19 protein-coding genes are annotated in these 22,545 nt (G+C 69.2%); 6 read left to right on the top strand and 13 right to left on the bottom strand.

What is annotated here, in order from left to right; all coding sequences use genetic code 11:
• The first annotated feature begins 69 nt into the window (after positions 1 to 69).
• Complete coding sequence (locus tag ABD204_RS13745; protein WP_194424352.1) at positions 70 to 2,745, top strand: phosphoenolpyruvate carboxylase; 2,676 nt, start codon at positions 70 to 72, stop codon at positions 2,743 to 2,745.
• A gap of 4 nt (positions 2,746 to 2,749) precedes the next feature.
• Here the strand turns inward: ABD204_RS13745 and ABD204_RS13750 are convergent, their stop codons facing one another.
• Complete coding sequence (locus tag ABD204_RS13750; protein WP_194424351.1) at positions 2,750 to 3,349, bottom strand: gamma carbonic anhydrase family protein; 600 nt, start codon at positions 3,347 to 3,349, stop codon at positions 2,750 to 2,752.
• Between the two features lie 94 nt (positions 3,350 to 3,443).
• On the opposite strand from ABD204_RS13750, the gene ABD204_RS13755 reads away from it, so the two are divergent.
• A complete protein-coding gene (locus ABD204_RS13755) occupies positions 3,444 to 3,683 on the top strand; it encodes a hypothetical protein (protein ID WP_194424350.1) in 240 nt (79 codons plus the stop codon).
• A 34-nt stretch (positions 3,684 to 3,717) separates the two neighbouring features.
• Here ABD204_RS13755 and ABD204_RS13760 read toward each other — a convergent pair whose 3' ends face one another.
• From ABD204_RS13760 to mfd, 3 genes are read right to left on the bottom strand one after another with little or no spacing between them, the layout of a single operon-like run.
• The gene (locus tag ABD204_RS13760; RefSeq protein WP_194424349.1) at positions 3,718 to 4,284 is read right to left on the bottom strand and encodes a TetR/AcrR family transcriptional regulator; all 567 of its coding nucleotides are present in this window, start codon (positions 4,282 to 4,284) and stop codon (positions 3,718 to 3,720) included.
• The gene (locus ABD204_RS13765; protein WP_194424348.1) at positions 4,277 to 5,104 is read right to left on the bottom strand and encodes an alpha/beta fold hydrolase; all 828 of its coding nucleotides are present in this window, start codon (positions 5,102 to 5,104) and stop codon (positions 4,277 to 4,279) included. Before ABD204_RS13765 ends, ABD204_RS13760 begins: the two co-directional genes overlap by 8 nt.
• A 54-nt stretch (positions 5,105 to 5,158) precedes the next feature.
• Positions 5,159 to 8,767 carry a transcription-repair coupling factor gene (gene mfd / locus ABD204_RS13770; protein ID WP_194424347.1) on the bottom strand — a complete coding sequence of 1,203 codons (3,609 nt, stop codon included), beginning with the start codon at positions 8,765 to 8,767 and terminating at the stop codon, positions 5,159 to 5,161.
• Positions 8,768 to 8,838: 71 nt separating this feature from the next.
• Between mfd and ABD204_RS13775 the strand changes: the two genes are divergently transcribed.
• Positions 8,839 to 9,549, top strand: coding sequence for a hypothetical protein (locus ABD204_RS13775; RefSeq protein WP_206697356.1), 711 nt, complete (start codon positions 8,839 to 8,841; stop codon positions 9,547 to 9,549).
• A 42-nt stretch (positions 9,550 to 9,591) separates the two neighbouring features.
• Here ABD204_RS13775 and pth read toward each other — a convergent pair whose 3' ends face one another.
• The 5 genes from pth to ABD204_RS13800 all read right to left on the bottom strand — a co-directional run bounded on the left by pth (position 9,592) and on the right by ABD204_RS13800 (position 14,524).
• A complete protein-coding gene (gene pth, locus ABD204_RS13780; protein WP_194424346.1) occupies positions 9,592 to 10,176 on the bottom strand; it encodes an aminoacyl-tRNA hydrolase in 585 nt (194 codons plus the stop codon).
• Between the two features lie 82 nt (positions 10,177 to 10,258).
• A complete protein-coding gene (locus ABD204_RS13785; protein WP_194424345.1) occupies positions 10,259 to 10,882 on the bottom strand; it encodes a 50S ribosomal protein L25/general stress protein Ctc in 624 nt (207 codons plus the stop codon).
• A gap of 409 nt (positions 10,883 to 11,291) precedes the next feature.
• Complete coding sequence (locus tag ABD204_RS13790) at positions 11,292 to 12,308, bottom strand: zinc-binding dehydrogenase (RefSeq protein ID WP_194424344.1); 1,017 nt, start codon at positions 12,306 to 12,308, stop codon at positions 11,292 to 11,294.
• Between the two features lie 20 nt (positions 12,309 to 12,328).
• Positions 12,329 to 13,096 carry an SDR family NAD(P)-dependent oxidoreductase gene (locus ABD204_RS13795; protein WP_194424343.1) on the bottom strand — a complete coding sequence of 256 codons (768 nt, stop codon included), beginning with the start codon at positions 13,094 to 13,096 and terminating at the stop codon, positions 12,329 to 12,331.
• A 39-nt stretch (positions 13,097 to 13,135) separates the two neighbouring features.
• Positions 13,136 to 14,524 (bottom strand): GntP family permease, encoded by a 1,389-nt coding sequence (locus ABD204_RS13800; protein ID WP_194424342.1) that lies wholly within the window; start codon positions 14,522 to 14,524, stop codon positions 13,136 to 13,138.
• 157 nt (positions 14,525 to 14,681) lie between these two features.
• Between ABD204_RS13800 and ABD204_RS13805 the strand changes: the two genes are divergently transcribed.
• Positions 14,682 to 15,380: a FadR/GntR family transcriptional regulator gene (locus ABD204_RS13805; RefSeq protein ID WP_194424341.1), complete on the top strand. Its 699-nt coding sequence runs from the start codon at positions 14,682 to 14,684 to the stop codon at positions 15,378 to 15,380.
• Here ABD204_RS13805 and ABD204_RS13810 read toward each other — a convergent pair.
• Positions 15,361 to 16,323, bottom strand: a complete 963-nt coding sequence (locus ABD204_RS13810) for a phosphoglycerate dehydrogenase (protein ID WP_194424340.1) — start codon at positions 16,321 to 16,323, stop codon at positions 15,361 to 15,363. The genes ABD204_RS13805 and ABD204_RS13810 overlap by 20 nt on opposite strands.
• Complete coding sequence (locus ABD204_RS13815; RefSeq protein ID WP_344098593.1) at positions 16,320 to 17,744, bottom strand: gluconokinase; 1,425 nt, start codon at positions 17,742 to 17,744, stop codon at positions 16,320 to 16,322. The genes ABD204_RS13810 and ABD204_RS13815 overlap by 4 nt, the downstream gene beginning before the upstream one ends.
• A 107-nt stretch (positions 17,745 to 17,851) precedes the next feature.
• Between ABD204_RS13815 and eda the strand changes: the two genes are divergently transcribed.
• Both eda and gndA read left to right on the top strand, forming a co-directional pair.
• Entirely contained in the window at positions 17,852 to 18,481 is a 630-nt protein-coding gene (gene eda, locus ABD204_RS13820) for a bifunctional 4-hydroxy-2-oxoglutarate aldolase/2-dehydro-3-deoxy-phosphogluconate aldolase (protein WP_194424338.1), read from the top strand.
• Between the two features lie 69 nt (positions 18,482 to 18,550).
• A complete protein-coding gene (gene gndA / locus ABD204_RS13825) occupies positions 18,551 to 20,011 on the top strand; it encodes an NADP-dependent phosphogluconate dehydrogenase (RefSeq protein WP_194424337.1) in 1,461 nt (486 codons plus the stop codon).
• A gap of 94 nt (positions 20,012 to 20,105) precedes the next feature.
• Here the strand turns inward: gndA and ABD204_RS13830 are convergent, their stop codons facing one another.
• Complete coding sequence (locus ABD204_RS13830) at positions 20,106 to 20,837, bottom strand: ABC transporter ATP-binding protein (RefSeq protein WP_409263990.1); 732 nt, start codon at positions 20,835 to 20,837, stop codon at positions 20,106 to 20,108.
• A 52-nt stretch (positions 20,838 to 20,889) separates the two neighbouring features.
• Positions 20,890 to 22,374 carry an ABC transporter permease gene (locus tag ABD204_RS13835; protein WP_194424336.1) on the bottom strand — a complete coding sequence of 495 codons (1,485 nt, stop codon included), beginning with the start codon at positions 22,372 to 22,374 and terminating at the stop codon, positions 20,890 to 20,892.
• Positions 22,375 to 22,545 lie beyond the last annotated feature (171 nt).

Here is a 22,545-nt window from a genome sequence, read left to right on the forward strand (position 1 = left end):
CTCCGCGCGGCGAAGCCGATGAGGAGGTCCGTGTCAAGAGGGGGCGCGCGACGCCGCTAGCGTTGATGTATGCGCGAACTGACGAACACCGAGGCGATCGACCTCGTCGGCCGCTACGAAGCCGGCCAGGAGATCCCCGACACGATGCGCTCGGACGTGCGCCTGCTGGGCGGTCTGCTCGGTCGGGTCCTGCGTGAGAGCGGCTCCCCGGGCCTGTTCGAAGACGTCGAACGTCTCCGGGCCGCGACCATCCAGGCCTACACGGACGCGACGCCCGAAGCCTTCGCACGTGCGGAGGCCATCGCGGATTCGTTCAGCATCGACCGAGCCGAGGAGGTGGCGCGTGCGTTCACCTGCTACTTCCACCTGGTGAACCTCGCCGAAGAGCACCAACGCGTGCGGGTGCTCCGGCAGCGGGACGGACGACCCGACCGGGAGGACGCCACCGACTCGGTCGCCGCCGCGTTCGTACGCCTCGCCGCAGAGATCGGCGACGACACCGCACTCGAGCGCCTGCAAGGCCTCCGATTCCACCCCGTCTTCACCGCCCACCCCACCGAAGCGCGTCGACGGGCGATCTCCACCGGCATCCGCCGCCTGGCCGAGCTGCTGGAGGAGCGCGACAGCACCCTGCGCAACGGCGCGGACCAGGCGCGCACCGAACGGCAGATGCTCGAGGAGATCGACACCCTGTGGCGCACCGGCCCCCTGCGCGCCGAGAAGCCCTCGCCCACCGACGAGGTGCGCGCGGTCATGGCGGTGTTCGACGACACCCTGTTCACCTCGATCCCCGAGGTCTACCGTCGCGTGGACGACGCACTGCAGGGACCGGCCGCGGGGAGTCGATCCCCGGTGGTACGCCCCTTCGTCCGCATCGGCTCGTGGGTCGGCGGCGACCGGGACGGCAACCCTTTCGTGACCGCCTCCGTCACACGCAAGGCCGCGAAGATCGCGGGCGAGCACGTGTTGCTCGGACTCGAGCGCGCCGCGCTGCGCATCGGACGCACGCTCACCCTCGACGCCGACACCACGCCGCCCAGTGACGCGGCCACGAGCCTGTGGCATCGACTGCGCGCGGCGGACGAGGAGGCGGCGCGCGACATCGCCAAGCGCTCCCCCGGCGAGCTGCACCGCGGCATCCTGCTGCTGACGACCCGGAAGATCGCCGCGACCCGCACACGCGACGCCGACCTGGCCTATGCGAACCCGGACGAGCTGCTGGCCGATCTGCGTGTCGTGCAGGATTCGCTCATCCAGGCCGGCGCGCCGCGTCAGGCCTACGGTCAGGTTCAGCAGTTGATCTGGCAGGTCGAGACCTTCGGCTTCCACCTCGCCGAGCTCGAGGTGCGCCAGCACTCCGCCGTGCACCGCAAGGTGCTCGATGAACTCGACGCCGGCGGCGAGCGCTCCGAGCTCACCGAAGAGGTGCTCGAGGTCTTCCGCGTCGTGAAGTTCCTGCAGGACCGGTACGGCCCGCGCGCGGCGGGACGATACATCGTGTCGTTCACGCAGTCCGCCGAGGACCTGGCGAACGTGCACCGGCTCGCCCGGTACGCCGTGGGCGAGGGCGGTACGCCGCCGGTGCTCGATGTCATCCCGCTGTTCGAGACCTTCGCCGATCTGCAGGCGGCCCCCGCCATCCTGCGCGAGATCGTGGGGCATCCGGCCTTCGCATCGCGCCTCGAGGAGACCGGGAACAAGCTCGAGGTCATGCTCGGCTACTCGGACTCCTCGAAGGACGTCGGCCCGGTCGCGGCGACGTTGGCCCTGTACGAAGCCCAGGCCGCGATCGCCGACTGGGCGAAGGAATCCGGCATCGAACTGACCCTCTTCCACGGGCGCGGGGGCGCTCTGGGCCGCGGCGGCGGTCCGGCGAACTCGGCCATCCTCGCCCAGCCGCCCCACTCGGTGGACGGTCGCTTCAAGCTCACCGAGCAGGGTGAGGTCATCTTCGCCCGCTACGGCGAACCCGAGATCGCCAAGCGCCACATCGATCAGGTCGCCGCGGCCATGCTCCTGGCCTCCTCCCCCTCGGTCGAGCGGACCAACCGCCACGCCGCCGAGCAGTTCCGCGCGATCGGCGAAGCGATGGACACCGCCAGCCGCGAGCGGTTCGCCACGCTGGTGAACGCGCCCGGCTTCGCACCGTGGTTCGCGCAGGTCACGCCGATGGAGGAGATCGGACTTCTGGCTCTGGGCTCACGACCGGCACGTCGCGGCCTGTCGGTGGAGTCGCTGGCGGATCTCCGCGCCATCCCGTGGGTGTTCGCATGGTCGCAGGCCCGTATCAACCTCGCCGGATGGTTCGGCCTGGGAACAGCCCTGCAGGCGGTCGGTGACGAGGCGCTGCTGCGTCGCGCCTACGAGCAGTGGCCGCTGTTCCGCACCTTGATCGACAACGTGGCGATGAGCCTGGCCAAGACTGATGACCGGATCGCGATGCGGTACCTCGATCTCGGGGACCGCGAAGAACTCGCGACGCTGGTGCGCGACGAAATGGCACTGACCCGCGACTGGGTCGTGCGGTTGACCGACGGCGACGAGCTGCTGGCGAACAAGCCCGTCCTGCAGCGCGCCGTGAAGCTGCGCAGCCCCTACGTCGACGCGCTCTCGCTTCTGCAGTTGCGTGCCCTGCGCACCCTGCGCGAGGACGCCGCGAACGGACGCGACCTCGACCCCGACCAGCAGCGTCTGCTGCTTCTGTCGGTCAACGGCGTCTCGGCGGGGCTGCAGAACACCGGCTGATCCCTCAATCGACCTCGCGGTCGTCGGCGTGTCGGGCGAGGGAGCGCCCGTACCTCTCGGTGAGTTGCACCATGAGGTCGGGGGTCTCCCGGTCCAGGCCGAACACGTATCCCGGGAAGTCGAGTTCGCGCTGCGCCTGCTCGATCTGCTCGGCGCGCTCGGGCGGGAGGATCCGCAGCGGTTCACCGACCGCGACCCAGCCGATGGGCACCACCGTCTCCGGGGGGAGCACGGTGCGCAGGTGCACGACCGCGTTGATACGCACCTCGCTCCGGGCACCGATGTGTGCGCCGTTGAAGACCCGGGTCCCGGTTGCGAGGAACACCTCCTCGTCGACCCGGGCGCCGGAGACGCTCGCCAGAGGGCCCACGAGCACATGCGGGCCGATGTGCACCGGATCGGTCACCGTGGCCCGCACGAGAGCGTTCTCCATCACGATGACGTTCTCGGCGAGGGTCACCGCTCCCCCCTCGGCGGTGATCACCGCGCCGTGCAGCACCTGGCAGCCTGCGCCGACGACGACGTCGCCGCTGATCACCGCGGTGGGGGCCACCACCGCATCGGGGTGGATGCGGGGAGTCGCCCCCAGGTGTGCGTATCGCATTGCGCCTCCTCATCGACGGCGGTCAGCGCCAGCGTATCCACACGCGCCACCGCTGCCCAGGGGAGGACCCGTCGAAGGCTGTTAAGGTCGGATGATGTCCGACTGGTGGGACGCCTTCGTCCACTCCCTCGCCACCCGACAGTTCGCTCTCGTGGTGATGCAGATGATCGTGTGGGTCGCGATGACCGTCGTGTGGGTGACGGCGTTCGCGCTGGCCCCCGACGGGTGGCGACTGTTCCTCGCGGTGGTCTCGACGATCCTCGCCGTGTTCTGGACGGGGATCTTCGTGCGTGCGCGGCAGCTGCGGCGCGAGGGCGGGTCGTCACACCGATGAGCTCTGGCGCCGCCTCTGCGGGTGGCGCGAGACTCTAGGCCCGCCACGCCGCCAATGCGCGGGTGATGTTCCCGACCATCCGCTCGAAGCTCCGGTCCAGGTCGACCGACAGCGCGAACGCACCCGCGGCCTCCAGGGCGACGAAGCCGTGCAGGGTCGAACGAAGGAACCGCGTCGCATCCACAGCGTCTTCCCCCTCGAGCCCATAGGCCGACAGTGCGTCGTAGACCACGTGCGCCAACGCTGCCGACACGGCCTCGTCCTCGGCGTCGCCGGGGGCGGGCGCGCGGACGGTGAGCCCGTACCGGCCCGGGTGCGCCCGCGCCCACGACCGGTAGGCGGTCGCGATCCCGACGATCGCATCCGGGCCGGATCTGCCGCGGGTGGCGCGGCCGAGCACGTCTTCGAGTTCGCCCTTGGCCCGGAGCGCGATACCCCGACGCAGGCCGGGAAGACCCTCGACGTGCTTGTACAGGGACGGTGCCTTCACGCCCAGGCGCGAGGCCACCAGCGCGAGACTCAGCTCGGCGTCGCCGTGGTCGTCGAGGATCTGCGCACCGCACGCGATCACGGCATCGGCATCCAGCCCCGCCCTAGGCACGGTGCCGGCCCCCTCCCAGGAACCCGACGATCGCCGATGCGGTCGACTCCGGCTGCTGGGCGTGCGGGTAGTGCCCCGCATTCGGGACCATCACGACGGGGGCGGCGAGCGCACGGGCGACATCGTCGGCTTCCGCCTTCGGGTCGGGGAAGTCCGGATCGAGCTCGCCCATGATCACGAGTGCCGGCGCATCGACAGAACCCAGACACCGCTCGGCCGGCCCGTGATCGGTGCGGGTGGTGCGGCTGAAAGCGCGTGCGTGGCCGGGCCGCCTCATCGCGGCGGTGACGCTGTCACGGTAGGCCTGGAAGTCAGTGGGCTTGTCCCCTGCGTACAACTTCGGCATGTACGCCCGCCACACCGGAACGACCCACGCTGATGCGGTCATCACGCGGAACAGCAGCGTCATCACCGGGTTCGTCGGCGCATTCCGCACGAAGGGTCCGACCAGCACAAGGCCTTCGACGAGTTCCGGGTGCTCGGACGCCGCGATGACAGCGGCGCCTGCTCCCATCGAGTTGCCGACGATCGTCGCCGGCTCCCCGAGGTGACGCACCAGTGCGATGAGGTCGCGCGCGGTGGCGGTGTCGCCGTACTCCGGGAAGTCGGCGTCACTGTCGCCGTGCCCGCGAAGATCGACCAGGACGACCCGGTACCCCGCCCGCACGAGCAACGGCGCGAGGTGGCGATACGACGAACGCAGTTCGCCCATGCCCGGCACGAGCACCACCAGCGGGCCGCCACCGCACACCTCGAAAGCAATGCGCCCCCCGGGAACAGTCAGGAACCGGGTCGAGTCGGCGATCGTGAAATCCGTCATGTGGCTAATATACATAGCCTAAAAGCTACTATCAATAGCCACGCCCACGCGCCATCAGGCCGGCGTCTTCTCCGCGCCTGTCTTCTGCGGCCACAGCTGGTCCAGCAACTGACCGACCCACCTCAGAAGATCGGCGTCGGTCTGCCCCTCACCCGCGGCCGCCGGCAGGGGAACGACCAGTGCATCGCCGTTCGAGACCAGCTTCGCTTTGGGGTGGAGCCGCTGCAGACGCACGCGCATCGAGTCGGGCAGGTGCGCGGGGGCGATCCGGAGGTTCGGCCCCATCGCCACGACATCGGCCAGGCCGGCCTGCGCGGCGCGACGTCGCAGGCGCGCGACCGAAACAAGCCCGGCGACCTCTTCGGGCGGCGTGCCGTATCGGTCTGTCAACTCTTCGAGCACCAGGTCGATCGCCTCCGCCGATGCGGTCGCCGACGCGGCCGCCGACAGCTTCTGGTAGGCCTCGAGACGGAGGCGCTCGCTGTCGATGTACTCCTCGGGGATGCGTGCCTGGACCGGCAACTCGAGCCGCAGCTCGGTGTGGCCCTCCGTGTCCTCCCCGCGGAACTGCGACACGGCCTCCCCGATCATGCGCAGGTAGAGGTCGAATCCGACACCGGCGATGTGCCCGGCCTGCTCCGCCCCCAACAGGTTCCCCGCACCACGGAGCTCGAGGTCCTTCATCGCCACCTGCATACCCGAACCCAGGTCGTTGTTCACCGCGATCGTCTCGAGTCGATCGGCGGCGGTCTCCGACAACGGCTTCGACTCGTCGTAGAGGAAATAGGCGTAGGCGCGCTCCCGGCTACGGCCCACGCGGCCGCGGAGCTGATGCAACTGGCTGAGCCCGTACTTGTCGGCCCGGTCGATGATGATCGTGTTCGCGTTGGAGATGTCCAACCCCGTCTCGACGATCGTCGTGCACACCAGCACGTCCGCCCGGCGCTCCCAGAAATCATCGACGACCGCCTCGAGCTGATGCTCGCCCATCTGACCGTGCGCGACCGCGACGCGGGCCTCCGGCACCAGCTCGGCGAGGTCCGCTGCGATCCGCTGGATGGACTGCACGCGGTTGTGCACGAAGAAGACCTGTCCCTCGCGCAACAGCTCGCGCCGGATGGCGGCGGCGATCTGTTTGTCGTTGCGGGGGCCGACGAATGACAGGATGGGGTGGCGATCCTCCGGCGGCGTCGCCAGCGTGGACATCTCCCGGATGCCCGTGACCGCCATCTCGAGGGTGCGCGGGATGGGCGTCGCGCTCATCGCCAGGATGTCGACGTTCGTCTTGAGCTTCTTCAGCGCATCCTTGTGCTCCACACCGAACCGCTGCTCCTCGTCGATGATCATCAGACCGAGATCCTTGAACACGACCTTCTCGGTGAGGATCCGGTGCGTACCGATCACCATGTCGATCGACCCGTCCGCGAGGCCCGCGACGACCTGTCTCGCTTCCGAATCGCTCTGGAAGCGCGACAGCGAGCGCACCTTGACCGGGAAGCCCGCGAACCGCTCGGTGAAGGTCTCGATGTGCTGCTTGACCAGCAGGGTGGTGGGCACGAGCATCGCGACCTGTTTGCCGTCTTGGATGGCCTTGAACGCGGCACGCACCGCGACCTCGGTCTTACCGAAGCCGACGTCGCCGGACAGGAGCCGATCCATCGGGATCGGCTTCTCCATGTCGGCCTTGATCTCGTCGATGGTCTGCAACTGGTCGGCCGTCTCGGCGAACGGGAAGGCCTCCTCCAGCTCACGTTGCCACGGCGTGTCCGGCCCGAAGGCGTAACCTTTCGCCGCCATCCGCGCGGAGTAGAGCTTGACGAGCTCGACGGCGATGTCCCGGACCGCTTTTCGCGCGCGGCCCTTCGCCTGTGCCCAGTCGCTGCCGCCCATCTTCGACAGCGTCGGCGCCTCTCCACCGACGTAGCGGGAGAGCAGGTCGAGCTGGTCCGTGGGCACGAACAGCTTGTCCCCCGGGTAGCCGCGCTTGGAGGGGGCGTACTCGAGCACGAGGTACTCACGCTGACTCTTCACCGCGTTGCGCCCGCCCGATGACACCTCGCGCTGCACGAGTTCGACGAATCTGCCGATGCCGTGCGTGGAGTGCACGACGAAGTCGCCCGGCTTGAGCTGCATCGGATCGACGACGTTCCGGCGCCGGGAGGCGAGCTTCTTGACGACGCGGTTGTCGCCGCCGATGGTGCGCCCGTAGAACTCCGTCTCGGTGAGCACGGCGAATTTGGCACCGTCGGACTGGAATCCGCGCTCGAGCACGGCGCATGTCAGGTGGGCGGTCCCCGCAGGGACGTCACCGTCGATCGCCTCGACGATCTGCGCGGCGATCCCGCGGTCACCGAGCACATCGCGTGCGCGTTCGACCAACCCCGCACCCGACGCGGTCACCACCACACGCCAACCGTCCGCCAGCAGCGCGCGCACGTGCTCGGTGGCACCGTCGACGTTGCCCTGGAAGCTCGGCACCGGCGACGCGGCGACTTTCACGGTCGCGGCGGCCTCGAGCGCGGCGTCGATGTCGACGAGCCCCTCGGCGGCGGCATCGGCGGCGCCGGAATCGAATCCGCTGAGCGTCCACCAGACACCACCGCGCTCGGTGATCCGTTCGCGGAGGGTGGGCAAGGTGACGAAGTCGCCCGCGCCGAGATCGACCGGGGTGTCGGCACCGGCGGTGGCCGCCGACCACGCCGCATCGAGGAACTCCCGGTTCGTCTCGCTGAGCGTCACCGCTCGCGCCACCGAGCGTTCCGGATCGGCGAGGGCGAGCGCGGCCCCCTCCGGGAGATAGTCGGCGAGGGTGACGAGGTCGTCCACGACAGCGGGCATGAGCGATTCCATGCCCTCCACGGGGATCCCCTCCGCCATCTTCTCCAGCATCCCGCGCACACCGGGCAACGCCTCCATCCGGTCACGTGCGCGCTCGCGCACCTCCGGCGTCAGGAGCAGCTCTCGGCTGGGGACGAGGGTGACACGGTCGATCCCGCCCGGGAGCGAGCGCTGATCGGCGACCGAGAACGCGCGGATCTGGTCGACCTCGTCGCCGAAGAACTCCACACGGAACGGGTGGTCGGCCACGGGTGGGAAGACGTCGAGGATTCCACCGCGCACCGCGAACTCGCCCCGACGCGAGACCATGTCGACGCGATGATAGGCCCGCTCCACCAGCGCCACCACGACGTCATCGAGCTCATAGCCCCGGTCGCCGGCCACCAGCGTGATCGGAGGCACCGCGGTCAGGCCCGCGGCAAGCGGCTGGACGGCGCCGCGGACGGAGGCGGTGACCACGAGAGGGGTCCTGCCGTCGTGGTCGGCCAGCCGCCGCAGCACGTCCAGGCGGCGCCCGACCGTCTCGGGGCTCGGGCTCAGACGCTCGTGGGGAAGGGTCTCCCAGGCCGGGAAATGGAGCAGCCCGACGTCCGGGATCAACGCCTCGATCGCCGCGCCCAGAGTCTCGGCACGGCGCCCCGTGGGCGCCACGGCGAGGAGGACGGGCGGATGGCCGGCCTCCGTCCTACGGCGCAGGAACGCCGCCAGGAGGGGGGCGTCCAACCCGGTCGGGGCGGACACGTCGATGTCGCGCGATGCCGAAGAGACCGCGTCCGCGAACGACTCATCCTGTTCGAGGGCGCGCACGATCCCGGGAACTGTCACCGCACGAGTCTAATCCGCCCCGCCGACCCTCGGACCGACGAGGGCCGATCACCCCTCCTAGGATGAGTCGCGTGAGCGAGCCCGCAGAACCCCGCGACCCGGATCCGCAGGGCGCCCCCGGCGCCGACCGGACGTCCTCGCCCCCGGCGGCGGGCACGCCCCGCGTGAGCCCTCCCCCGCCCTACGTGCCGCCCGCCGCGACGGCGTCCGCCGCCGGGGCCGGGACGCCACCGCCCGCCGGGTACCCGCAGCAGCCGCCTCAGCCCACCTGGGCGCCGCCTGCGGCGACCCCGGGCACCGCCCCGAACACGGCTCCGCCATACGGCCACCTCGCCACCCCACCCGCGTACGGACAACCCGCATGGCAACCCGGCGGCGATGCGGCGCGCGCGGCCGGTCTCGGGATCGTGGCGTTCGTCGTGGCCGCCGTCGCAGGCCTCCTCGTCCCCACGCTGGGTGCAGTCACCGGGTACGCGATCGGTGAAGGGCTGGGCGCGGAGCTCGGCGATCTGCCGGCCGACTCGGACTTCGATCTCGCACTTCTCGCACCGGTGCGCGAGCTCATCCTGTTCGCGGAGATCACCTTCTGGAGCGGCACGATCCTGGGGATCTGGGGTCTCGTTCAGGGCATCGTCGCCGCCGTCACGGGACGAGGGCGAGGATGGGCCATTGCGGCGATCGTGCTCGCCGCGCTCGGTCCGATCGTCTACGGCACGCTCGTCTACGTCCTGCTGTTCATCGGCCTCGCGACCGGGGCGATGGCGACGCTTCCGACACCCTGACCGGCACGACCCGTCCCTTCGACGGAACCTCCACTTCGCCGATCAGCCCCGGGGGGCGTGATGGCGTTGCTGCGCCGCGACCAGCCCCTCCTCGACGAGCTGCTCGACCGCATCGGCGGCGTCTCCGATCAGATGGGGTAACGTCTGCCGCTGTGTCGCCCCGAACGGGTCGAGCACCCAGTCCGACGGATCCTGGCGCCCCGGGGGGCGCCCGATCCCCACGCGCACGCGGGGGAAATCGGGTGACCCCAGCGCTTTGGCGACGTCGCGGACGCCGTTGTGGCCGCCGTGCCCGCCGCCGGATTTGAGTTTGATCGAATCGAACGGGATGTCGAGCTCGTCATGGACGATCACGACGCGTTCCGGATCGACTCCATAGAACTTCGCCAACGACGACACCGGTCCCCCGGAGACGTTCATGAACGAGTTCGGCTTGGCGAGGATCAGCTTGTCCGAGCCCGGACGCAGCCAGGTCTCGACCACCCGCGCCCCGGCCTTGTGCGTGCGGAACCCCTCACCCCGGCGGGACGCAAGTTCGTCGATCACGAGCTGTCCGACGTTGTGGCGGGTCGCTTCGTATCGCGGACCGGGATTTCCCAGTCCGACGATGAGCCAGGTGCGTGCCATGTGCTCCTCCCTCCGTCCGGGGGTCCGGCGAGACAGCACGAGGGGGATGCGACCGGCGCATCCCCCTCGTGACTGATCGCGATTACTCCGCGGACTCTTCCGACTGTCCGGCCGCGACCTCTGCGTCGGCCTCGGCGATCTCGTCGTCCGCGGCGATCGTGGCGGTGGGCACGTAGATGGCCACGACGAGCGTCTCCGGCTCGGTGATGAGCGCGGCGCCCTTGGGGAGCTTCAGGTCACCGGCGGTCACGTGCGCACCGTCTTCGAGGCCCTCGACGTCGACCTCGACGTGCTCGGGGATGTGGGTGGCCTCCACCTCGAGCGAGACCGTCGAAGCGTCGAGGTTGGCGATGGTGCCCGCGAAGGGCTCCCCCACGACGGTGACGGGAACGTCCACGTGGATCTTCTCGCCCTTCTTGACCACGAGCAGGTCGATGTGCTCGATGATCTGACGCACCGGGTCGCGCTGGACGTCCTTGACCAGGGTCAGGTGGTCCTTTCCGTCGATGTCCAGCTCGAGCAGTGCGTTGGCGCGGCGCACGAGCAGCGAGACCTGGTGGCCCGGAAGGGCGACGTGCACCGGGGTGGTGCCGTGGCCGTAGATGACGGCGGGGATCTGGCCGGCGGCGCGCAGGCGGCGGGCGAAGCCCTTGCCGAAGTTCTCGCGCAGTTCGGCGTGGACCTTGGCATCGATTTCGGTCGACATGGTGGATTCTCCTTGCGGGCGCACAGGCCCGTTTCGATGCTCCGTGTGGAGCGAGGTCTGGGTCTTCGACTCGAACGCGAGCGCGTGAGGAAATGCCTGTCCGCCCTCGTCGATCACGGATACCGCAACATCACGCGGATCCCTCGCCGAAGTTCACCCGAGAGTCTACCAGCGCAGCCGGTACGATGAGGAACGCACCCCCACCCCACTCTTTCGGAGGAATTCTCATGGACTACGGCTTCGCCTCGCACGTCATTCTCTGGGTGGTGGGCGCCGTCGCCGCCGTCGGCGGTCTGGGCGTGGTCCTCGCCGTCTTCAGCATGGGCCGGCAGGGCTACCACGACTGAGTCCGCATCCGGATGTGAGGAAGGCCCCGCCGTTCGGCGGGGCCTTCCTCACATCTTCGGGGTCAACCCTCGGGCCACACCTGCACGACCACCTTGCCGGATGCGCGGGAGTCCCGCGCCACCGTGAACGCGTCGACGGGCCGGTCTGCGGGGATCACATGCGTGATGACGTCCTCGATCCGAGGGTTGGCGTCCAGGAGGGCGATCGCCTCGTCGATCTCATCGTGGAAACGGAATGTGCCCCGCCATGTGACCTCTTTGGCGATGAAGGCGGCGATGTTCAGCGGTCGTTCGACGTCGGGCACCATGCCCACCTGCACGACCGTCCCGGCGATCGCCACGGCGGTGAGGGCCGTGTTGATCGAAGCGGCAACCCCGGAACACTCGAGCACGACGTCGTAGGTGTTCGCAGGTACCTCGTCGCGCGTGACGTTCAGCGCGGTGGAGGCACCGAGGGCGAGCGCCCGCTCGAGCGGCTCGTCGAAGACGTCGGTGGCGGTCACCTCGGCCGCACCGGCGGCGACGGCTGCCGCGACGGCGAGCAACCCGATCGGTCCGACACCGGTGACGAGCACCTTCTTGCCGGCGACGTCCCCGGCCTTGCCGAGACCGTGCAACGCGACGGCGAGCGGTTCGGCCAGCACCGCGCGCCGCACCGGCAACGTGGGCGGAAGGGGGCGCACCATCTCGCGATCGACCAGCAGCTGTTCCGCGAGTCCGCCCTGGGTGTGGGGCCACGTGGAGGCGGACCCGAGGTACGCGCCGCCGGGCCACAGGTGGGGCGCGTCGGCGAGGTCGTCGCGATGCTCGCCGAAGGTGGCGGGGTGCACGGTCACCGGCGTACCGACGGGCCACTCCCCGGTGGGGTCGTGGTCGATCCGCCCCGAGACCTCGTGACCGGGGATGAGGGGTTCCCGGACGACGAAGGCGCCGTTCGCCCCCTCGAAGTAGTAGTGCAGATCACTGCCGCAGATTCCCACGTAGTCGATGCGCACGCGCACCTGGTCCTGGGTCGGCTGAGGCGTCTCGAGCTCCGCGATGCGGATGGACTCTTTGCTGTCGATGAACGCGGCGCGCATGTGGCTCTCCTTCTTCGCAGTCAGACGACCGCGGTCATTCCGCCGTCGACGAAGATGTTCTGCCCCGACACGAAGCTCGACGCGTCCGACACGAGGAATCGCACGGCGCCGTCGAGCTCCGAGAAGTCGCCCCAGCGCTGCGCAGGCGTGCGCTGGGTGAGCCATCCGCTGAACGCGGGGTCCTCGACGAGGTCACGGTTCATCTCGGTGGCGAAATACCCCGGTGACAACGCGTTGACCTGGATGCCGTGACGTGCGAGGTCGGCGGCCATCCCCTTGGTCAACTGCGCGACGCCGCCCTTGGAGGCGGAGTACGGCGCGATCGTTTGCCGCGCGAGGAAGGACTGCACCGAAGCGACGTTGACGATCTTGCCCGAGCCTCGCTCGATCATGGCGGGCGCGACGAACCTCGAGACGTAGAAGACGCCGTTGAGGTTCGCGGCGATGATGTCGTCCCAGTCCGATACCGAGAACTCCTGGATCGGAGCCCGCCGCTGCACCCCGGCGTTGTTGACCAGGATGTCCGGGACCCCGTGCTCGGCGATCAGCGCGGTGATGCCGGCTTCGACCCCCGCCGCGTCGGTCACGTCGAACGCGACCGACACGGCGGGCGCGCCCGTCTCCTCGGTGATCTCCGCCGCGGTGCGCGCGGCTGCCTCGGCGCTACGGCCGTGCACGATGATACGCGCGCCGGCGCGAGCCAATCCGGCGGCCAGGGACCGGCCGAGGCCGCGCGTGGAGCCGGTGACCAGGGCGAGCCGGTCTGAGACGTCGAAGAGGTCGGGCATGGGGTTCCTCCGATCGGTGGGGTGGTTGCAGCGTGCGGATCAGACCATCGACGCGACGCCGAAAACGGCGAGCACGAAGACGAACGCGGTGACCGACTCGATGGCCTGCTGCACCGTCCAGGTCTTCAGTGTCGTCTTGACGTCCATGCCCATGAGGCGACCGACGAGCCAGAACCCGGAGTCGTTGACGTGTCCGGCGAAGACGGAACCGGCGGCGGTGGCCAGGACGATCGCGGCGATCTGCAGCGGGTTGAAGTCCCCCGCGAGCACGGCCGGAGCGGCCAGCCCGGCCGCCGTGACCAGCGCCACGGTGGCCGATCCCTGCGCCAGGCGGATGACGACGGCAATCAGGTACGCCGCGACGATGACCGGGAGACCCAGGTCGCTCAGCGTGTCGGCGAGGGCCTCGCCGATGCCCGAGGCGCGGAGCACCGCGCCGAACATGCCGCCGGCACCGGTGATGAGGATGACCGAAGCCACCGGACCCAGCGCGGAGTCGAGCAGCTTCTCGATCGCCGTGCCCTTCTCGCCGCGACGGGTCCCGAGCACGACCATGGCCACGAGCACCGTGATCAGCAACGCGACCGGGGAGGTCCCCAGCAGCACGAGCACCTGCACCCACAGTTCGTCCGCAGACACGGCACCGACGCTGGCGAGCGTGGTGAGCCCGGTGTTCATGAAGATGAGGACCATCGGCAGGAGAAGGAGTGCCACGATGGTGCCGGGCTTGGGCGGGTTGACGGGCTGGTCATCGTCGATGTCGCCGAACAGCGCGGGGACGGGCAGCTGGATGCGGGTCGAAACGAACTTGCCCCACAGATAGCCGGAGAGGTACCAGGTCGGGAACGCGATGACGAGGCCGACGATGAGCACGATCCCGAGGTTCGCGCCGTACAGCTCGGTCGCGGTCACCGGACCCGGGTGCGGCGGCAAGAACACGTGCATGACCGAGAAGGCGGCCGCCGTCGGGATCCCGAACAGCAGCACGTTGTTCTTCGACACGCGCCGCGCCACGGCGAAGACGATGGGGAGCATCATGACGAGACCGGCGTCGAAGAACATCGGGAACCCGAGGATCAACGAGGCGATGCCCAGGGCGAAGGGAGCGCGCTTTTCTCCGAAGATGTCGACGAAGCGATCGGCGAGCGCTTTGGCGCCTCCCGAGTGCTCGATGAGGCGTCCGAGCATCGCTCCGAGGGCGACCAGGAGGGCGACCGAGCCGAGTGTGCCCCCCAGCCCTCCGGTCAAGGTCGACGCGATGGCGCTGACCGGGATCTGGGCGGCGAAGGCCGTGAGCAACGAGACGATGATCAGCGTCAGGAAGGCGTGGACCTTGAAGACGATGATCAGGAGCAGGATGAGGGCGATCGCGCCGGCTGCGATGAGCAGCAGCGGAGCCGTCCCCAGGGTCTGGGACCAATCTTCCATCGGTGAATCTCCATTGATATGCCGAGGGCACCGACGATCTCGTCGTGGTGACCGCGTGTACTATGCGAGCGTCCTCCGCGGCGTACCGTGGGGACATCCGATCTTTACATAAAGATCGTATTTTTTCTATCAGAAGATCGTATTTATTGGAGTCGCTGTGGCACAGGCCTCGCACACGAACGTGCTCGACGACCTGGGCGTGAGGATCGCCTCCGGTGAGCTCTCCCCCGGTCAGGTGCTCACCGCGGCCGGGCTCGAGGAGGAGTACGGCGTGTCCCGTACGGTCATCCGAGAAGCCGTGCGCGTCCTCGAGGCGATGGGCATGGTGGCCTCGCGCCGGCGCGTGGGGGTCACCGTCCAACCCGCCTCCGCATGGAGCGCCCTGGACACCCGCCTGATCGCGTGGCAACTGGCCGGGCCCCGACGTTCGCAGCAACTGGTCGTGGTCACCGAGCTGCGCGCGGGGATCGAGCCGATCGCCGCGCGCCTGGCGGCATCACGGGCCACCGACCTCCAACGGTCCGAGATCCTTCGCCTGTCGGCTCTTCTGGAGGAGTTGGGCCGACAGGGCCGAGGTGACAGCGAGGAGTACCTCGCCGCCGACATCGCCTTCCACGACCTCATCCTCGATGCCAGTGGCAACCTCATGCTCGCAGCGGTGAAACAGCCGATCGCCGAAGTGATCGCCGGGCGCTCACGCGTCGGCCTCACACCCGCGATTCCCGAGCACGAGGCACTTCACAACCACATGCAGACCGCAGCGGCGATCGCGCGCGGCGACGCCGAAGCAGCCGAGCATCACACCCGTCGTTACGTCGACACGGTCCTGGGCGAGGTCAGGGGCGAGTCGGGCTGACCGCGTTCGGCGATCCGTCCCCGCGCAACACCGCCAACAGGTCGGCGATCGATTGATCGGTCATCCGCTGTACGGCCTCGCGCGTGTGACCGCCGCTGTGGGGCGTCGACACCACGCGCGGATGACCGACGAGGGGTGAGGCGGAGGGCGGCTCGGTCTCGTAGGCGTCCACGGCAGCGCCGAACAACGTCCCCCGATCGAGCGCGTCACGCACGGCCGTCTCGTCCAGCAGCCCTCCCCGGGCGGTGTTGATGACGATCGCTCCGGCGGGGAGGAGACCCAGACGTCGCGCGTCGATCAGGTGCCGCGTCCCGTCGGTGAACGGAACGTGCAGGCTCACCACATCCGACCGGCGGCACAGATCGTCGATGTCGAGGCGTTCCACGCCGGCGTCACCGAACACCGCGTCGGGAAGGAAGGGGTCGTAGGCGACCGGCGTCATCCCCACCCCCCGCGCGCGCTCGGCGACCAAGCGGCCGATCGCCCCGAAACCGACGACCCCGAAGGTACCCCCCGTCAGTTCACGGCCGTCGATGCGCGGCCATCCCCCGGCACGCACCCCGGCATCGGCAACGGTGATCCCCCGTGCGACGGCGAAGGCCAGTCCGATCGCGAGCTCGGCGACCGAGAGCGCATTGGCCCCCGGGGTGCGAGTGACCACGATCCCCCGCGACGCGGCCGCGTCCAGGTCGACGCGGTCGACACCGACGCCGTAGCGCGCGATCACCTTGAGCCGGTCGGCCGCCTCGAGCGCCTCGGCGGAATAGTCATCCAGGCCCGCGATCACCCCGTCGACGCCGGAGAGCATGTCGGAGAGTTCGCGCGCGGTGAGCGGGCGACCATACGGATTGAGCACGACCTCCCCGACCTCGTCGCGCAGCGTCTGCAGCGCCGGCGCGTCCGGCGTGCGAGACAGGGAGGTGGGCGTGACCAGGACCCTCATCGCGCCACCCCCGATCCCGGCCGCGTCTGCGAGTAGTGGTCGAGGTACCGGGCGAACTCCCCGTCGTAGTGCGCCTTCCTGTCCTCTCGCGGTTTCACCCGGCCGGCCGGGGCGTCGTCGAACGCGGGATGTTCAGAGGGCAGGCCGCTCGCCAGCAATCCCATGCGCACGGCTCCGACGACGGAACTGTGCTGCAAGGCGGAGATCTCCATCTCGGCGCCGAACACGTCGGCGACGAGTTGCGTCCAGAACGGCGAGGACAGCACGCCGCCTGAGAGGACGATCCGCCGGGGCATGCCGTTGAGCGCGGTGAGTTCCTTGAAGCAGTGGTACAGCGAGAAGACGATCCCCTCGAGCACGCCCTGGTACATGTCGGCACGGGTATGGCTGGGTTTGAGGTCCAGAAAGCCCCCGCGACGCTGGTCCTGCCAGCCGGGGCTGCGCTCGCCGAACAGGAACGGCAGGAACACCGGCAACTCCGACTTCTCCGCCGACAGCAACGGTTCGATCTCCGAGTAATCGGTCGTCAGCCCGAACAGCCTCTCCCTGGCCCAGTCGACGCAGTTGCCGCATCCGGAAGTCGCCGCACCGCTGAGCGCACCCAGCGGCGACCGGTAAGACCACGTGCTCATCGCCGGGGAGAACGAAGGGTGTCGTGTCGCGAAACGCAGAGCGCCGCTGGTCCCCATGGAAAAGGTCATGTCCCCCGGCTCGGTGGCCCGGTCACCCACCTGGCTGAGCCCGCCGTCCGGGCCCGGCGTGAGGACGGGGATACCCGCGGTCAGGCCGAGCAACACCGCGGCATCGGACGAGAGCGGGGCCGTGTGGGAGGCCTCCCGCAACGCAGGCAGTCGCACATCGGAGATTCCGAGCCGGTCCATGACCTCCCCGTCCCACTCCAGACTGTCCGCACCGAGCAACCCCGACCCTGATGCCAACGAGACATTGGTGGAAGGATCCCCGGTCATGCGCGCGAAGTTGAGCGACGCCTGATCGAGCGCGAGCCGCCCTCCGAGCGACAACCCCTGCTCCTGCAACCACGCGAGTTTGAACGCGGGATAGATCGCGTTGACCATGCATCCGGTGCGCTCGTAGAACCACCAGGTGAACTCGGCGTCGGCACGCTCGCGCGCGGAGAGATCCTGGGCGCTGGTGTCCGGCCACTCCCGCACGGGGGTGACCACGCGCAGGTCGTCATCGACCAGGGTGAGTCCGTGCCACGTGCCGCTGAGCACGATGAGGTCGACCGCGACACCGGCGGCCGCCTCACGGCCGAGTGCCATGAGTTGCGTGTAGATCGCGTCGGGGTCCCGCACGGAGGTGTCCGGGCCCGGCACCTCGAATCGACGGCTGCGCACCGCGATACTCCCGGACTCGGAATCGAACAGAAGCGTCTTGGCCGAGGTCGTACTTGATTCCAACGCGAGAATGATCATGTTCCAGGTCCGTCGTCTGTGACTTGCGGGGCATCGGTCGCCCCGCACTCAATAGTATGATTTATTCGATAGTGTCACGAACGGACTCGGAAATGAACAACGTCGTCAACCTCCTCCACCCCCACCGCATCGTTCCCGTCGTCGTCGCCGAGAGCGTCGAAGAAGGCATCGGCATCGCCTCAGCGCTGGCGGCCGGCGGTCTGCCCGTAGCCGAGGTGACCTTCCGCACGCCTGCCGCCACAGCGGTCATGGCCGCGCTCGTCGAGCGCGACGACCTCATCGTCGGAGCAGGCACCGTCACGACCCCCGACCAGGTCGACCTCGCCGCCGACATCGGGGTCCGATTCCTCGTCTCCCCGGGCCTGAGCACCTCGGTGGCCGAACGCGCTCGGGAACGGGGAATCCCCCTCGTGCCGGGCGCGGCCACGGCGACCGAAGTGCAGAGCGCACGGGAACACGGCTTCTCCACGCTCAAATTCTTCCCCGCCGAGACCTCCGGCGGGCTCGCCGCCGTGCGTGCCCTGTCCGCACCGTTCGGAGACGTCACCTTCATCCCCACCGGCGGCATCGGCGAAGACACGTTCGGCGACTACCTCGCCGAACCGTGCGTCGCGGCGGTCGGGGGGTCGTGGATGCTTCCCCGCGCCGCGGTCGCAGAGCGCGACTGGGACCGGATCACCCGGCTGACCGCGAAGACGGTCGCGCGGGCCGCCACACCCTAGGCTGTACAACGGCCCGGATCGCCGCGCGGCGACCGGGAACCCCGACGAGCGGATCAAGAAGGAGCGCGCGTGAGCGAGAACTCAGCGAACATCGGCGTGGTCGGTCTGGCGGTGATGGGCTCGAACCTGGCCCGCAACCTCGCCAGCCGCGAAGGAAACACGGTGGCGGTGTACAACCGCTCCCGGGCCAAGACCGACGAGCTGGTCACCGAGCACCCCGAAGCGGGATTCGTACCCGCCTTCTCGTACGAGGAGTTCGCCGCGTCGCTGCAGAAGCCGCGCACCGCGGTGATCATGGTCAAGGCCGGCCGCGCGACCGACGCGGTCATCGAGTCCCTCGTCGAGGTCTTCGAGCCCGGCGACATCATCGTGGACGGCGGCAACGCGCTGTTCACCGACACGATCCGCCGGGAGAAGGCGGTGCGTGAAACCGGCATCAACTTCGTCGGCATGGGCGTCTCCGGCGGCGAGGAGGGCGCACTGCGCGGCCCGTCGATCATGCCCGGTGGCTCCGACGAGTCCTGGGTCACGCTCGGCCCGATCCTGACCTCGATCGCGGCCGTCGCCGAGGGCGAGCCGTGTGTCACCCACGTCGGGCACAACGGCGCCGGACACTTCGTCAAGATGGTGCACAACGGCATCGAGTACGCCGACATGCAGCTCATCGCCGAGGCGTACGACCTCATCCGGCGTGGCACGGGCAAGACCCCGGCGCAGATCGCCGACGTGTTCGCCGAGTGGAACCGCGGCGAACTGGAGTCGTACCTGATCGAGATCACCGCGGAGGTGCTCCGCCAGGTCGACGCCGACACGCAGAAGCCGCTGGTCGATGTGATCCTCGACCAGGCCGGGGCCAAGGGCACCGGCGCATGGACGGTTCAGACGGCGCTGTCCCTGGGCGTCCCCGTCTCCGGCATCGCCGAGGCGACGTTCGCGCGATCGCTGTCGAGCCACGCCGAGCAGCGGGAGGTCTCCCGCGGGCTTCCCGGTCCCGCCGACGATGCACAGTCGAACTGGACGGTGGAAGACCCCGAGGCGTTCATCGAGAAGATCCGGTTGGCGCTGTACGCGTCGAAGATCGTGGCGTACTCGCAGGGCTTCGACGAGATCCGTGCGGGTGCCGCCGAGTACGACTGGAAGATCGACCTCGGCGCGGTGTCGAAGATCTGGCGCGGCGGTTGCATCATCCGCGCGCAGTTCCTCAACCGCATCGCCGAGGCCTACGACACCGAGACCGAGCTCCCGGTGCTGCTGACCGCACCGTACTTCGTCGAGGCGCTGCAGCGCGCGCAGGCGGCGTGGCGCGAAGTCGTCGCCACCTCGGCGCGCGTGGGCATCCCGGCTCCGGCGTTCTCCTCATCCCTGGCCTACTACGACGGGCTGCGGGCGGACCGCCTGCCGGCCGCCCTCATCCAGGGCCAGCGTGACTTCTTCGGCGCGCACACCTACAAGCGCATCGACAAGGACGGCACATTCCACACGCTGTGGTCGGGCGACCGCAGCGAGATCGAGGCCGAAGACACCCACTGAGGCCCATCGGCCACGCGCCGATGACGGCGGACAGGTCAGGGGCGGGGAGCACGAGCTCCCCGCCCCTGACCTGTTTTCCGAGCGGAGAACGTCGTCACCGGGTGATGTCGGTGACCGTCCCCTTCGCCAGGCGCAGTCGGCGCCGCGCGCGACGGGCGACGGCCGAGTCGTGCGTGACGGCGATCAGCGTCAGCCCTTCCGCGTTCAGGCGCTCCAGGAGCGAGAGGATCTCATCCCGCATGCTCTCGTCGAGGTTCCCCGTCGGCTCGTCGGCCAGCAGCACCTTGGGCCGCTTGACGATCGCGCGCGCGATCGCGACACGCTGCTGCTGACCACCGGACAGCTCCGACGGACGGTGGTCGGCGCGTTCGGCCAGACCGACCTGGGTCAACGCCTCGGCGACGCGTTCGGCACGCTCCGCCTTGGGTACCGACAGCGGCTCGAGCGCCATGTCGACGTTCTCCGCGGCCGTCAGCGTGGGGATCAGGTTGAACCCCTGGAAGACGAAGCCGATCTCGCTGGCGCGCAGCCCTTCGAGGTGGGCGCGCGATGCCGCGGCGATGTCGACGTCGCCGAGCATCACATGTCCGGAGGACGGCTTGTCCAGCGCCCCCAGCAGCTGCAGCAGCGTCGACTTGCCTCCACCTGTCGGCCCCTGGATCGTGACGAAGTCTCCCGTCGTGATCTCGAGGTCCACGCCGGTGAGCGCCTTCACGATGCGCCCCTTCTGCTGGTACGTGCGGGTCACACCCGACAGCCGATACAAGGCTGCGGGGGCGGGGACCGCCTCGGGTGTGCTCCCGTGGTGGGTGTCGGTCAAGGTCAACGGAGTGCTCCTTCCAGGATGCGGGTCGAGGGTGCGCGGAACGTGACGGGGGTCATCCGACCGACCTCAGCGCTTCGGCCGGGCTCAGTCGCGAGGCGCGCCAGCCGCCGAACGCGCCGGCGAGCAGTCCGCCGAGCATCGCGAGCCCGATGGCGGCTCCCACGACCCACAGGGTGACCGGCGCCTGCAGCACGATGTCGCTCGCGGTCTGTGTGGCGGCCTGACCGAAGGTCTGACCCCCGCCGAAACCGGGACCGCCGGAGCCTGGACCGGTCTGCTCTGGCGTCGTGGCCGCGGCGGTCGAGATCGTCGGTGAGACCACGTTGATGATCCCGATGCCGATGAGCCCGATGATCAGCCCCGCCGCGCCGCCGATGAGGCTCTGCACGACCGATTCCCCGGCCACCTGCCCGACCACGCGCCCGTTGGACCACCCGATGGCCTTGAGCGTGCCGAACTCCCGGGTGCGCCGGCTGACACCGGAGATGGTGAACAGCACCGCCAACGCGAGCGCGACGATCAGAACGATGACCGACAACCACGTCCCGAGGTTCGTGATGAGTGCCGATGCGCTGGACAGCGATCCCGACACGGTCGAGGCGAGATCGGATTGGGAACTGACCGTGGCCTCGGGCAGCGCCTCCTCCAGTTCCGTCTGCACGGCACTGATGGCATCCGACGATGTCGCCTGCACGTAGACGGTGGACACCGCGTCACCGACGCCCGAGAGATCCTGGGCGACATCGAGCGGGATGTACACGTTCGACGCGGTGTCCGCCTCGTCGGAGGTCGAGGTGACGACGCCGACCACCTCGAAGTCCTCCCCCGCGATCTCGAGCGTGTCTCCGACGGCCAGTTCCGCCGTCGCCGCGTAGGTCGCGTCGATGACGGCGACGAACTGGCCGCTGTCGTCGGAATCGAGTCCTCGACCCTCGCTGACGGTCACTGCCGACAACGGGCCGAGCGCTGCGGCGTCCGATTCGACGCCCATCACGGTGAAGGAGTCGAGGTCGAAGGCTCCGCCGCCGAAGCCGCCGCCCGTGTCACCGCCGGTGGGCGGCGATTGACCGCCGGCGCCGGCGTCGCCGGACACGTCGTCGGTGGAGGGCCGCTCCGGAAGCTCGCCGGAGAACGTCGTGTTGGTCAGGCTCAGGGTTCCGGTCGCCGCGGCGACCTCGTCGATCGCCCGTACGGTCTCCAGCACGGATGCGTCGAGGGTCGACCGGAAGATCTCGGTCGTCAGCTGCGATTGCGCGAGTGAGGTGGTGCCGTCGTCGTCGGTCGATCCCGCGTCCTCATCGAACTGGAACTGCTGCCCGCGGCCACCTTCGCCCGGCTCCGCCTGGGCTCCGGTCACCGTCAGGTCGGTGCCGACTCCGTACACGGCCTCGAGCGTCTGCGCCTGCGCATCCCGGACCCCGGCGGCCAGGGAGTTGACGATCATCACGAGTGCGATCGCGATCGCGAGCCCCGAGGCCACGATCACGGTCTGCTTCTTGCGGCCGGCCAGCTCCCGCCGCAGATACCTTGCGTACATGGGTCTCCTCTCGGCGGGCACGATGCCGGCCGTCGAAGCGACGCTACGAACGTCGCCGATGACGATCCCCAGGACCACCTATGAGGTCGTTGTGCACCCCGCCCGCCACCTTCACAGGATTCACATAGAGCGCACCATAGGAATCACATAGGTCGATCCGCACAATGGGAG

This window comes from Microbacterium aquimaris (assembly GCF_039531285.1).
Taxonomy (GTDB): domain Bacteria; phylum Actinomycetota; class Actinomycetes; order Actinomycetales; family Microbacteriaceae; genus Microbacterium; species Microbacterium aquimaris.